The organism is Streptomyces sp. NPDC027663 (genome assembly GCF_055566415.1).
In genome coordinates, this window is record NZ_JBVHSK010000006.1 from 81,994 (window position 1) to 94,888 (window position 12,895).

The 12,895-nt window shown below is 71.2% G+C and carries 12 protein-coding genes; 7 read left to right on the top strand and 5 right to left on the bottom strand.

What is annotated here, in order from left to right; all coding sequences use genetic code 11:
- Positions 1–154: 154 nt before the first annotated feature.
- The 3 genes from mshA (at position 155) to ACZ4SF_RS18175 (ending at position 3,774) form a co-directional block, all read left to right on the top strand.
- Complete coding sequence (mshA, locus tag ACZ4SF_RS18165; RefSeq protein ID WP_468385081.1) at positions 155–1,525, top strand: D-inositol-3-phosphate glycosyltransferase; 1,371 nt, start codon at positions 155–157, stop codon at positions 1,523–1,525.
- Positions 1,518–2,018, top strand: coding sequence for a type III secretion system chaperone family protein (locus tag ACZ4SF_RS18170; RefSeq protein WP_468385084.1), 501 nt, complete (start codon positions 1,518–1,520; stop codon positions 2,016–2,018). Before mshA ends, ACZ4SF_RS18170 begins: the two co-directional genes overlap by 8 nt.
- Before the next feature lie 112 nt (positions 2,019–2,130).
- Entirely contained in the window at positions 2,131–3,774 is a 1,644-nt protein-coding gene (locus ACZ4SF_RS18175; RefSeq protein WP_468385087.1) for a glycosyl hydrolase family 28-related protein, read from the top strand.
- On the opposite strand, the gene ACZ4SF_RS18180 is transcribed toward ACZ4SF_RS18175, so the two are convergent.
- Positions 3,753–4,550 carry an AraC family transcriptional regulator gene (locus ACZ4SF_RS18180; RefSeq protein WP_468385090.1) on the bottom strand — a complete coding sequence of 266 codons (798 nt, stop codon included), beginning with the start codon at positions 4,548–4,550 and terminating at the stop codon, positions 3,753–3,755. The two genes, ACZ4SF_RS18175 and ACZ4SF_RS18180, sit on opposite strands and share 22 nt — an antisense overlap.
- On the opposite strand from ACZ4SF_RS18180, the gene ACZ4SF_RS18185 reads away from it, so the two are divergent.
- A complete protein-coding gene (locus tag ACZ4SF_RS18185) occupies positions 4,549–5,085 on the top strand; it encodes a DUF2000 family protein (RefSeq protein WP_468385093.1) in 537 nt (178 codons plus the stop codon). The genes ACZ4SF_RS18180 and ACZ4SF_RS18185 overlap by 2 nt on opposite strands.
- A 16-nt stretch (positions 5,086–5,101) precedes the next feature.
- Here the strand turns inward: ACZ4SF_RS18185 and ACZ4SF_RS18190 are convergent, their stop codons facing one another.
- From ACZ4SF_RS18190 to ACZ4SF_RS18205, 4 genes are all read right to left on the bottom strand, one after another.
- Positions 5,102–5,575 (bottom strand): carboxymuconolactone decarboxylase family protein, encoded by a 474-nt coding sequence (locus ACZ4SF_RS18190; protein WP_468385096.1) that lies wholly within the window; start codon positions 5,573–5,575, stop codon positions 5,102–5,104.
- 131 nt (positions 5,576–5,706) lie between these two features.
- Complete coding sequence (locus ACZ4SF_RS18195) at positions 5,707–7,011, bottom strand: MDR family MFS transporter (protein WP_468385098.1); 1,305 nt, start codon at positions 7,009–7,011, stop codon at positions 5,707–5,709.
- A 105-nt stretch (positions 7,012–7,116) separates the two neighbouring features.
- Positions 7,117–8,913, bottom strand: a complete 1,797-nt coding sequence (locus ACZ4SF_RS18200) for a stealth family protein (protein WP_468385101.1) — start codon at positions 8,911–8,913, stop codon at positions 7,117–7,119.
- A 12-nt stretch (positions 8,914–8,925) separates the two neighbouring features.
- The gene (locus ACZ4SF_RS18205) at positions 8,926–10,044 is read right to left on the bottom strand and encodes a stealth conserved region 3 domain-containing protein (protein ID WP_468385955.1); all 1,119 of its coding nucleotides are present in this window, start codon (positions 10,042–10,044) and stop codon (positions 8,926–8,928) included.
- Between the two features lie 152 nt (positions 10,045–10,196).
- On the opposite strand from ACZ4SF_RS18205, the gene ACZ4SF_RS18210 reads away from it, so the two are divergent.
- The 3 genes from ACZ4SF_RS18210 (at position 10,197) to ACZ4SF_RS18220 (ending at position 12,838) form a co-directional block, all read left to right on the top strand.
- Complete coding sequence (locus ACZ4SF_RS18210; protein ID WP_468385103.1) at positions 10,197–10,958, top strand: phosphoglyceromutase; 762 nt, start codon at positions 10,197–10,199, stop codon at positions 10,956–10,958.
- A 487-nt stretch (positions 10,959–11,445) separates the two neighbouring features.
- A complete protein-coding gene (locus ACZ4SF_RS18215; protein ID WP_468385105.1) occupies positions 11,446–11,667 on the top strand; it encodes a hypothetical protein in 222 nt (73 codons plus the stop codon).
- A 466-nt stretch (positions 11,668–12,133) separates the two neighbouring features.
- Positions 12,134–12,838, top strand: coding sequence for a DUF4097 family beta strand repeat-containing protein (locus ACZ4SF_RS18220; protein ID WP_468385108.1), 705 nt, complete (start codon positions 12,134–12,136; stop codon positions 12,836–12,838).
- Positions 12,839–12,895 lie beyond the last annotated feature (57 nt).

A 12,895-nucleotide genomic window follows, 5' to 3' on the forward strand; every position in this document is an offset into this window, starting at 1 on the left:
CATGGATCCGGTTCGAACGGTTGAGCGATGCATCGTAATGATTCGGTAAAGCGGCTTGATCGGGAAATGGCCGGGCCCCCGGTTGCTGTTGGACCCCCTTGGAGGGCGAGGTGGGCCCTCCGGCAGGCATGCCCGCAGCAAGGAGGAACGCCACGTGAGCCAGTACGTCAGCAGGCTCGGGCGACGCTCCCCGTCGGTCGCCCCGCGGCTCTGGCCGCACCGCAGGCCCCGTCGGGTCGCCATGCTCTCCGTACACACCTCACCGCTCCACCAGCCCGGCACCGGCGACGCCGGCGGGATGAACGTCTACATCGTGGAGCTGGCCCAGCGCCTCGCCGCGATCAACATCGAGGTCGAGATCTTCACCCGGGCCACGGCCGGCGGACTGCCCCCCTGCGTCGAACTGGCACCCGGCGTCCTCGTCCGGCACGTGGACGCCGGCCCCTACGAAGGCCTCGCCAAGGAGGACCTGCCGGCGCAGCTGTGCGCCTTCACGCACGGTGTGATGCAGGCCTGGGCCGGCCACCGGCCCGGCTACTACGACCTGGTCCACTCCCACTACTGGCTCTCCGGCCATGTCGGCTGGCTCGCCGCCCAGCGCTGGGGCGTCCCGCTGGTGCACGCCATGCACACCATGGCCAAGGTCAAGAACGCCAGCCTGGCCGACGGCGACACCCCCGAGCCCGCCGCCCGCGTCATCGGCGAGACCCAGATCGTGGCCGCCGCCGACCGGCTCGTCGCCAACACCGCCGAAGAGGCGGACGAGCTGGTCCGGCATTACGCGGCCGACCCGGCGAAGGTCGCCGTCGTCCACCCCGGCGTGAACCTGGAGCGGTTCCGCCCCTTCCCCGCCGGCGCACCCGAGAACGCCACCGCAGGGCAGGCCAGGGCCGCCGCCCGGGCCCGCCTGGGCCTGCCGCAGGACGCCCTGATACCACTCTTCGCCGGCCGCATACAGCCGCTGAAGGCGCCGGACGTGCTGCTGCGGGCCGTGGCCGTCCTGCTGGACGAGCGGCCGGAGCTGCGCTCCCGCATCCTCGTGCCGGTCGTCGGCGGTCCCAGCGGCAGCGGGCTCGCCAAGCCGGAGGGGCTGCAGAAGCTGGCGGCCCGGCTGGGTATCGCTGACGTCGTACGTTTCCGCCCGCCGGTCGGCCAGGAGCAGCTGGCGGACTGGTTCCGGGCCGCGTCGGTCCTCGTCATGCCGTCGTACAGCGAGTCCTTCGGGCTGGTCGCCATAGAGGCGCAGGCGGCCGGGACCCCGGTGCTCGGGGCCTCGGTCGGCGGTCTGCCGGTGGCCGTGCGCGAGGGCGAGACCGGCTTCCTCGTCCAGGGGCACGACCCGGCCGACTACGCGCGCGTGCTGCGCCGCTTCGCCGACGAGCCGGCCCTCTCCACGCGCATGGGCGAGGCCGCAGCCCGGCACGCCCGGTCCTTCGGCTGGGACACGGCGGCCGCCGCCACCGCCGAGGTCTATACGGCCGCGACCCAGTCCCACCGCCGTCACGTACGCTCCCACCATGGGTGACGTCGAGAAGGCCGGGCAGGTCCTGGAGGCTGTCTTCAAGGACGCCGAACTGGAGTGGGAGAGCCCCGGGCCCGGGAACTACGTGGTCAGGCTGCCCGGTTCGCGCAAGCTGTCCACCACGGTCTCCTTCCTCGTCGGCCGGCACTCCCTCTCGCTGAACGCCTTCGTCATCCGCCACCCCGACGAGAACGAGTCCGGGGTCCACCGCTGGCTGCTGGAGCGCAACCTCAAGCTGTACGGCGTGAGTTACGCCGTCGACCATCTCGGCGACGTCTACGTCACCGCCCGCCTGCCGCTCGCCTCCGTCACCCCGGACGCGGTCGACGGGCTGCTCGGCCAGGTCCTGGAAGCGGCCGACGGCGCCTTCAACACCCTGCTGGAGCTGGGCTTCGCCTCCTCGATCCGCAAGGAGTACGCCTGGCGGGTGGCCCGCGGCGAGTCCACGCGGAACCTGGAGGCGTTCATGCACCTGATCGAGCGCCCCGCGGACTGACGCTCTTTTCTCTTGTACAACCCCTTTCCCGTACACGGGCCGCAATGACATGCTCACCGCCAACGCATTCATGAACCCAATTCATGTACATGAAGCGAAGGGGCGGGTGGAGATGAGCAACGCGCACCTCACCAGACGGACTGTCCTCGCGGGCGCCACCGCGATGGCCCTGGGCGCCGCGACCGGCACCGCCCGCGCCGCCGAACCGCCCGCTTCGTGGCACGAGTTCACCCGCACCCCCTTCACGCACCCGCAGATCCCGTACATCGGCCGGGCCGGCCACCGGGCCGGAGCCGGCCGCCTCCCCCGCCCTCGGACCGTCGCCGACGTCACCGCCTACGGCGCCGTACCCGACGGCACCACGGACTGCGCCCCCGCGATCAACCGTGCCATCGCCGCCGCCGGAAGGGCCGGCGGTGGCACGGTCACCATCCCGCCGGGCACCTACCGCATCGACGACGTCATCCGCATCGGCGACTCGAACGTCGTCCTGCGCGGCGCCGGCAGCGGCCGTACGACCCTGTACGCGACGAAGAACCTCACCGAGCTGATCGGCGTCTACGGATCCCGCTACGGCGGCGACAAGTCCTCCTGGTCCTGGGCGGGCGGTCTGATCTGGCTCGCCCCCAAGGGCCGCCTGGACTCCCTGACCGCCGCCATCAGGGCCAGGGCCTGGCCGTTCGAGGGCTGGACCGGCAACAGGCGGGACGAGTGGACCACCCTGACGACCGTGGCACCGGCGAAGCAGGGCTCCTGGACGGTCGCCGACGCCTCCGCACTGCATCCCGGCCGGCTCGTCCTGCTCCGCCTCGCCGACGACGCCGGCCACACGCTCCTGCAGCACATGGCGGGCGGCGGCCCGGGCCCGGCGTCGTACGTCTGGGAGGACAAGTCCAAGCTGCTGTCGTACGTCCCGTACGAATGGCCCGTCCGCATCGCCCGCGTGCACGGCCGCCGCGTCACCCTCGAACGCCCCCTCCCGCTGGACCTCCGCCCGCAGTGGGAGCCGCGGTTCACCACGCACGTGCCGGAGCTGACCGGATCGGGCGTCGAGGGCCTGACCCTGGAGGCGGTGCAGACCCCGCAGTCCCCGCACCTGCTCGACAAGGGCTACAACGGCGTCGTCCTGCAGTGCGCCTACGACTGCTGGGCGGACGACGTCACGGTCCGGCACGTCGACAACGGCTTCGGCCTGGTCGCCGCCTCCGCCTGCACCCTGCGCCGCACCAGGGTCGCCGGCCGCGGCTCGCACCACCCCTACTTCTGCCGCGAGGGCTCCCACGACAACCTGATCGAGGACTTCGCGATCGAACAGCGCACGCTCCCCGCACCCGCCGGCACCCAGCTGCACGGCATCAACGTCGAGGGCCTGTCCTCGTACAACGTCTGGTCGCGCGGCGAGATGCAGATGGGCACCTTCGACAGCCACCGCGGCCTGCCCTTCGCGAACGTGCGCACCGACATCACCGTGAACAACAACGGCCGCCACGGCGGAGACGCCAGTGCCGGCCCGCTCTTCGGCGCCCGCTTCACCCACTGGAACATCCGGGTCACCAACGGCAGGGCCGGCCTGATGAAGATCGACGGACTGGCCCCTTGCTCGGCGACCGTGGGGCTGAACACGGTGACGGAGTCCGACCAGACCGACGTGCCCGACTTCACCGGCGACCTGCACTCCCGCTTGGAGCTGTACGGCACCACGGACGCCGTGCGCCCGCGCAACCTCTACGAGGCTCAGCGCGCCCTGTCCCGGTAGCGCCCCGGAGTGACCCCGACCAGCCGCTTGAAGTGCCGGGTGAGATGGGCCTGGTCGTAGAACCCGGTCAGCGGCGCCACCTCGCCCGGCGGCACCCCGTCCAGCAGCAGCCGCCGTGCGCGCCCGACCCGGCGGGACATGAGGTACTGGTGCGGGGCGATGCCGTACGCGCCGCTGAACGCCCGCACCAGATGGGCGGGATGGGCGTGCAGCAGCAGACCGGCCTCCTCCAGCGAGACACCGTCCGCCACCCGGGCGTCGAGCAACTCCCGCAGGTCACGGGCGAGTACGGGGTCCGGGTGGCGGCGCGGGGCATCCGTGCGTCGCCGCAGATGGCCGCGGAGCCGCTCGGCGACGAGGGTCAGTCTGCTCTCCGCCTCCAGTTCGTCGCCGGGCCGGGCGAGGGCGGCGTGCAGCTGCCCGACGCGCAGCCGGAGTACGGGATCGCGGAGATCGGGCGTGTCCACGGCCGGGCCGATGAACTCGTCGCCGAGCCGGCTGCCGTCGAGATAGACGACCCGCTTGCGGAACCCGTCCGGGGTGGCGGGGGAGCCGTTGTGCGGGACGTGCGGCGGCAGCAGCGACACGGTGTCGAGCGGGGTGCCGTGCTCCTGCCGGTCCAGGTCGTACCGCACCGCCCCGTCGTCCACGATCAGCAGCGTCCAGGCGTCGTGGACGTGCATCGGGTAGGCGTACTCCGTGAACCGGGCGTGGAAGACCTCGGTGACACCCGGGACCCGGGGCCGCCATGCGGTGACTTCCTGACCTGCGGCCATGCAAAGAACGTACAAGACGCGGCCCGGCGCCGGTCGGCAGTCTCACTCCATGAACGAGTCCACGAGCCCCGGGATGACGGGGTCCACGAGCCCCGGGATGAACGGGTCCACGAGCCCCGAACCCGTCCGCTTCGACACGAAGATCGCCGTGCTGCTGCGCGAGGACCTGGAGCCCTGGCAGCGTCTGAACGTGACCGCGTTCCTGGTCAGCGGCCTGGGCGCGACACTGCCCGAGGTGATCGGCGAGCCCTACGAGGACGCCGACGGGGTGGGTTACCTCCCGATGTTCCGCCAGCCGGTGCTCGTCTTCGAGGGCACGAAGGAAACCCTGAAGGCCGCCCACGGCAGGGCACTGAGCCGTGCCCTGCCCCGCGCGGTGTTCACGGCGGACCTGTTCTCCACGGGCAACGACCGCGACAACCGCGCGGCGGTCCGGGCCGTGCCGACCGCCGCGCTGGATGTGGTGGGGCTGGCGGTGTACGGCCCGCGCAACGGCGTGGACAAGGTCCTCAAGGGTGCGCGCATGCACCCGTGAGACGTCGTGCCGCGGCTCAGCCGAACATGCCGGGCACGTAGGAGCCTGCGGGCTGCTGCACGATGACGTTCGCCCGGTTGTAGGCGTTGATCAGGGCGATGAGGGCGATCAGGGCGGCGAGCTGCTCCTCGTCGTAGTGCTTGGCGGCATTCGCCCACGCCTCGTCCGTGACCCCGCCGGCCGCGTCGGCGATCCGGGTGGCCTGCTCGGCCAGCTCCAGGGCGGCCCGCTCGGCGTCGGTGAACACCGTGGCCTCGCGCCAGGCCGCGACCAGGTGCAGCCGCGTGGCGCTCTCGCCGGCGGCCGTGGCGTCCTTGGTGTGCATGTCGGTGCAGAACGCGCACCCGTTGATCTGGCTGGCGCGGATCTTCACCAGTTCCTGCACGGCGGCCGGCAGCGAGGAGTCCGCGATCACCTTGCCCGCGGCGTTGAAGTGCTTGAAGAGCTTGCCGGTGAGGGGGTTGGCGTGGAGGTTCATGCGAGCGTCCATGGTTCCAGCTCCTGTGTGGTTGCCGCTGCTGTCACCTCATTGACGGGCCGGCCCGCCGGGATGTGACACGGCTGGATGTGACCCGCGTCACGGCGACCGGCGAGCGCTCCGCGCCGGCCGTCCGCCCCCTCTCAGACCGCCCGCGCCCCGGCCGTCCCGGCCTCGGCGTCCGCCGGCGCCGGTGCCGTCGCCCGTGCCCCGGCCGTGTCGGCCTCGGCCTCGGCGTCCGCCGGTGCCGGTGCCGCCGCGGGGCTCTCCTGGGGCAGGCGGCGCATGAGCACCAGGTATCCGGCCCCGGCGACCGTGCCCACCACCGCGCACATGCCCCACAGCCACCCCGCGCCGAACCGGTCGATGACCGTGCCGGACATCAGCGGGGCGATCAGAGCGGCGAGGGACCACGAGAGGGTGTTCATGCCCTGGTAGCGCCCGCGGCCGTGGACCGGGGAGAGGCGGACGACGAGACCGGCCTGGATGGGGGCGTTGACGATCTCGGCCAGGGTCCACACGCACACGGTCACCATGAAGACGCCCACCGAGCCGGCGAAGGCGGTGAGTCCGAAGCCGTAACCGGCGACCAGCGAGGAGACGACCATCAGGGTGCGCGGGTCGCGGTGCTCGATGAACCGGGTGACGGGGATCTGCAGGGCCACGATCAGGACGCCGTTGACGGCGATGGCCATGCCGTAGTCGGCGGGCGAGAAACCGGCCCGGCCCATGGCCACCGGCAGCCCGACCGAGCCCTGCTGGAAGACCAGGGCGACGAGGAAGCACAGTCCGACCACGGCCATGTAGCGGCCGTCCCGCAGCACGGTGCCGAGGCCGACGTCCGCCTCCGCCTGCTTGGCCGGGGCCGTGGGCCGGGATTCGGGCAGCTTGGCGAAGACGACGATCGCGCAGGCCAGGGTCATCCCCGCCTCGATCAGGAACCCGGCGCGGTAGCTGACCTCGGCGATGAAACCGGCGCCCATGGAGGAGACCGCGAAGCCGAGGTTGATGGCCCAGTAGTTGAGGGAGAAGGCCCGCACCCGGTCCTCGGGGCGGACGATGTCGGCCATCATCGCCTGCACGGCCGGCCGCGAGGCGTTGGAGGCCATGCCGACCAGGAAGGCGACGGCGGCGATGGCGACCGGGTCGGTCATGAAGCCGAGCAGGGCGACGGAGGCGGCGGTGGCGGTCTGGGCGACGAGCAGGGTGGGCCGCCTGCCGAGCCGGTCGGCCATCACCCCGCCGGCCAGCGCGGAGACGACGCCGCCGAGCCCGTGCAGGGAGGCGACGAGACCGGCGTACGAGGCGGAGTAACCGCGGTCGAGCGTGAGGTAGAGGGCCATGAACGTGGCCACGAAGGCGCCGAGCCGGTTGACGAGCGTGCTGGTCCACAGCCACCAGAAGTCGCGTGGGAGGCCGGAGACGGACTCCCGGACGGCACGTTTCATACCGGCTGGTGACATCGAGAATCCCCCGCGAATGTAAGTGGCCCTGAACGAGGTCACAACTTACCGATGGGGCCTCCGGTGCCGCCACTGGATTAACGGGACGCGTCAAGCGAGCCGCTGTACGTGCGAGTCGCTGTGCGTGCGGGGCGCGACCGGACGGGAGACGGCCCGGGCCGTCCGCTCGAAGCGGCTGGGGAACGGATACTTCCGCTTCAGGAACGCACGGATCGCCGCCTCGGCCGCCACCCGGTCCGCCGGCGCGGTGTCCACGTCGTTGAGACAGAAGAAGTCGACGTCCTCGCCGGCTGCCAGACGAGCCAGCCGCCGCCGCATGTCCGGCGTGCCCAACTGCACGTAGCGGAAGCGGTAGTCGGCCGGCACGGCCCGACCGGTCGCGATCGCCCAGTGGTGGTGCAGCGTGGACGCCGGAGCGACGTCGGTGGTCGAGCGGAACCGGGAGTACGCCGTCCGTTCCAGCTCCGTGATGCCGAGACTCTCCATCTCCCGCATGACGGCCAGCAACTGGGGGTGCGGTGTGTGCAGCGACTTGTGCGTGACGGACCTGCCGTGGAAGCGGTGGATCACCTCGCGGGCGTTCTTCCCGGCGGAGTTCGGCGCCGGCTCCAGCGGGTGCGGGGCGCCGACCCCGAGCTTGAGCGGGGACAGCGGGATGCGGGCGATGCCGTTGCCGTGGAAGAAGGGCTCGGCCCGTACCGGCCGGTTGATGAAGACGTCGTCGTTGAAGTAGAGGTAACGCTCGGACAGCCCGGGTATGCGGTGCAGCCGGCTCTCGATCGCGTGCGAGTTGAAGACGGGCAGCGCGTCCGCCGGGAGGATGTCCCGGTGGTCGACCACGGTCAGGCCCTCCGCCTCCGGGTCCAGCCAGGCCGGCACCTGGGAGTCGGTCACCAGATAGACGTGCCGGACGAAACCGGCGTACATCTCCAGCGAGCGCAGCGCGTACCGCAGCTCGTCGTGGCTGGTGTAGCGGGAGGCACCCGTCTCGCGCGCGGCGATGACCTGATCGGCGAGCGCCTGGTGCGCGCGCCGCTTCACGGCCATCGCCGGATCGTCCCCGTCGACCCACGTGTACACGGCATCCACGGGGAAGCGCACCTCGTCGATGCCCGGCTCGGCGAACGCCGCGAACGTGGGCACGCCGCGCCCGCGCCCCGCCACCGCGGCCGGCTGCTGCGCCGCCGACGGCACCACCTCGGAGACGGCGTTGCGACGCGGAGCGACCAGCGCCGGGCCGAAGTCGTCCCGCAGGCGGGTGCCGGGCACGGTGAGATGCGCCGGATCAGCGCCCAGCTCCCGGCCGTGCCGCCAGAACTCGATGTCACAGCCGGACTCCAGCCCGCTGAGCACCTGCCCGCCGGGGCCCAGCCGCACCACCCCGGTCCGCAGCACCGCGGCCCCGCGCAGCGCCCGCGGCAGCTTCCCGTCGGCCCACAGCGCCGCGCCGGTCACGGCCCCGTCCGGGCCCACACCGCCCACGTACCGGGCGCTGCCGGCGAAGTGCCGCCCGGCGTGGGCGAGGACCGCGGCGCGGTGGGACTCGTCCACCCCGACCACCGGCCGCAGCACCCCGGGCTCCTGCTCGCCCGGGACCAGGAAGTAGGGGACGCCCACCGTCTCCAGCAGGGCGCACACCTGCTCCAGGTCGTCCGCGGCGGCGTCCGCCGCGGTGTATCCGGCGACCGTACGCCCGTACAGCCGCACCCGTCCGCAGACCACCCGGCGCAGTCCCGGGACACCGGCCCGCAGCCGGCGCCGGGCCGGGGCCGCGCGCAGCGCCCAGAGCCGGGCGGCCAGCCACAGCCGCAGGCGCACCAGGAGATCCCGGGCGGCCCGCAGGCCCGGCGGCGGTGCCGCGAACCGGTGGCGGATGTCGATGGCCATGGCCGCGGCCCGTCAGCTCTGCTGCCCGAACGAGGCCGGGTCCTGCTCCTGACGCGCGAAGACGCTCTGCCCCGGCTCTCGGCGAGCGAAGGCGCCCTGTTCCGGCTCTCGGTGAGGGGAGGCGCCCTGTTCCGGCTCTTCACGCGCGAAGGCGCCCTGCCCCGGCTCCTCGCCGGCGAACGCGCCCTGCCCCGGCTCCTCGCGAGCGAAGGCGTCCTGGGACGGCTTCTGCTTCTCGAAGGGGCTCGGGAACGGGAAGTAGTTCTCCAGGAACTCGTGCATCCGGACGCTGACCTGCTCCCGCTCCTCCGGCGCCACGTCGACGTCGTTCAGGCAGAAGAAGTCGAAGCGGCGGTTGCGGCGCAGATCGGCCAGGCGCCGCTCGGCGTCCGGCCTGCTGATGTTCACGTACCGGAAGCTGAACTTGCCGGGCACGCCCCGGCCGGTCATCAGCGCGTACTGGTAGAGCAGCGGCGCCGTCATGGCGATGTCCTGCGGCGAGCGGAACCGGGACGCCGTGGTGCGGCCGATGTCCTGCGGGAACAGCTCCTCCAGCGCCAGCAGCGCCCCCCGCTGCTGCGGCAGCGGGGTGTGCATGAAGTTGTTCGTCGTCATCCGCCCGAACCTCTCCAGCAGCAGCCGCCGTACGTTCTTGCTGGCCGAGTTGGTCGCCGTCTCCTCGGCGTGCGGCTTGCCGACGCCGATCTTCAGCGGGGACACCGGGATCTTCAGCAGACCGCTGCCGAAGAAGAAGTGCTCCGGGGTGACCCGGCGGCCGACGAAGACGTCGTCGTTGAAGTACAGGTAGTGCTCGGACAGGCCCGGTATGTGGTGCAGCCGGGTCTCGATCGCGTGCGAGTTGAAGACCGGCAGCACATCCGCCGGGAAGATGTCGCGGTGGTCGACGACCGTGATCCCCGGTGCGGTGTCGTCGAGCCAGTGCGGCTTCTGGCCGTCGGTCACGATGTACACGTGCCGGACGAAGTCGGCGTACATGGCGAGCGAGCGCAGCGAGTACTTCAGCTCGTCGTGGCTGGTGTACCGGGAGGCGCTGGTCTCCTTGTCCAGGATCTCCGCGACGCCGCGGTCCTGGAACGCACGGTCACGTTTCGGCTCTTCTTCCCCCTGGATTCACCTGGCGATAACGAGACAGATGAATGTGGGCAAAGGTTGTGGAAGCGTTAACCGGAACTTCGAAAGCGGCCGGGCGGGCTCCCGGCCGGCCGTCCCACGACCCGAGCGCCCGGGGCGGCCCCACCGGGCCCTTAGGTAGGCTCGAAGCCATGGCCGACGCACCGTACAAGCTGATCCTCCTCCGCCACGGCGAGAGCGAGTGGAACGCGAAGAACCTGTTCACCGGCTGGGTGGACGTGAACCTGAACGAGAAGGGCGAGAAGGAGGCAGTCCGCGGTGGCGAGCTCCTGAAGGACGCCGATCTCCTGCCCGACGTGGTCCACACGTCCCTCCAGAAGCGCGCGATCCGCACCGCCCAGCTCGCGCTGGAGGCCGCGGACCGCCACTGGATCCCGGTCCACCGCTCCTGGCGGCTGAACGAGCGCCACTACGGCGCCCTGCAGGGCAAGGACAAGGCGGCGACGCTGGCCGAGTTCGGCGAGGAGCAGTTCATGCTCTGGCGCCGCTCGTACGACACCCCGCCGCCCCCGCTGTCGGACGACTCCGAGTTCTCCCAGGCCCACGACGCGCGCTACGCGACGATCCCGCCGGAGCTGCGCCCGAAGACGGAGTGCCTGAAGGACGTCGTCCTTCGCATGCTCCCGTACTGGTACGACGCCATCGTCCCCGACCTGCTGACCGGCCGCACGGTCCTGGTCGCCGCCCACGGCAACAGCCTGCGCGCCCTGGTCAAGCACCTCGACGGCATCTCCGACGCGGACATCGCGGGCCTGAACATCCCCACGGGCATCCCCCTGTTCTACGAACTGGACGCCGACTTCAAGCCGACCACCCCCGGCGGCAAGTACCTCGACCCCGAGGCGGCCGCGGCGGCGATCGAGGCGGTCAAGAACCAGGGCAAGAAGAAGTAAGCCGAGCTGAAGAAGCCCCCTGCCTGCGGTTATGCGCTGGTGGGGGGCTCTTTGCCGGACTCGGGCCGTCTCTGGGCCGTCCGACTCGCGCTCTGGGCCGTCAGACTCGCGACGGTCGACGCGTCAGATGCATGCGTACGTCGAACGCCCGCCCCACCTGGCGGTCTGCCCAACGGCCGCGGCGTGGCGACACCTGGTTCGCAGGCGCATTTCGCGCGCCTGTCTGCTCCTATCGTTATACCGTTCGCGCGCGACCCGGCGTACGGCTCGCCCCGCTTCCGCTCGGCGATCACTCCAGCCGTGGCCGGCCCCGCGAACGCCAGGTCAGACCGGTGATCGGCCGTAGATCACTCGGCTGCCCGAGCCGGTCGGGAAGCCGCTGGACGGCGCCGATCGGACGTCGCGGCATGTGACGGTCGCGGGTCCGCCGTCAGGATCTGTGCCGACGGCCACAGCGAACCGGCCGCCCATAGGGTCATACTGAACCATGACGAAGCCTGCTGCGCCGAAGCGCCATCTGCCCACCAGCCCCTTCAAGGCGCCGGTCACACCGGCTCCCAAGCACTTCGCCGTGGGCGATCAGGTCACACACGACGTGTACGGCCTCGGTCGGGTAACCGGCATCGAGGACGGAATCGCGGCGCTCGTGGATTTCGGCTCTGTGCAGATGCGGATCTTGAGCCCGTACGCCAAGATGATCAAGCTGTAGGACCGCTGTGCCCGGTCACGGCACACCCAGGCCCCTTGAGGGACCTGCAACGAAAGAGAGTCCTCCCATCGATACGACGTCGCTGTTCTCCGCCCTGGAAGGGCAACCCCGCCGCTCCACCGCGGCATCGCCGCCTCCGGCGACGAACCCCTTCCAGGCCCCTGACTTCGGGGAAGACGAGACCTTCCCGCTCGAGGACGCCCAGGCGCCCGTCTCGGACACACGTGCGGCGCGGCCCAAGGCGGCCTAGCTTCACGAACGACGGTGGCTCCGGCACCTGACCGGGCCGTCTTCCGTGCTGCGGTGAGGAATGCCGCCGCCCCCGTTTCCCTCCTGGCAAGGGGGGTTTTCCCCAATGTGCGCGCTGGTGTGGCTGCGTATGGTCGACGTGAATGATCATCGACGCACAACTTGCTCCACACGGGGGAACTTCATGCAGCGCACGCATACGCGCATCCTTGTAGCGGTGACTTCGGCTGTTCTCGCAGCCGGCGGGCTCTCCGCGTGCTCGGCCCTCGAGCAGAGAACGTTCCAGGACGACGCCGACGTGTCCCGGAAAGTCACCTCGATCCGTCTCGACGGCAAGGACGGCGCGGTGAAGGTGGACGCCTCGGCGGACGTCTCCACAGTCTCCGTGCACCGCAAGGTCAGCTATCGCCGTGACAAGCCGCGTGGCTCGTCGTTCAGCGTGGAGAACGGCGTCCTGACGCTCTCCGGCTGCGGCGAGGACTGCGGCGTCGACTACGTCGTCAAAGTGCCCGCCGGTATTCCTGTGACGGGAGGCACGTCCAACGGCGGCCTCACCCTCACCGGCGTCGGCATGGTCGACGTGCACACGAGCAACGGTGAGATCGCGGTGAACAGCGCGGCGGGCCCGGTGAAGCTGCGCACGTCCAACGGCGACGTCACCGTCAAGGACGTCAAAGGCGGCGGCATCGACACGCAGACCTCGAACGGCGAGGTGACGATCCACGCGGCCACCCCGCAGAACATCACGGCCGGCACGACCAACGGCAACCTCACGGTCACGGCCCCGCCCACCCGGTACCGCATCGCGGCGGACGACTCCCACGGCGACAAGAAGCTCGCGTTCCGGAACGACCCGTCGGGCAGGTACCGCTTGGATCTGTCGACGACGAACGGTGACCTGACCGTGGAGTCGGCAGGCTGAAGGCCCGACCGGGTCAGGAGGAGAAGCCGCCGCCGTACTCGTCGCCGCTGCGGACGG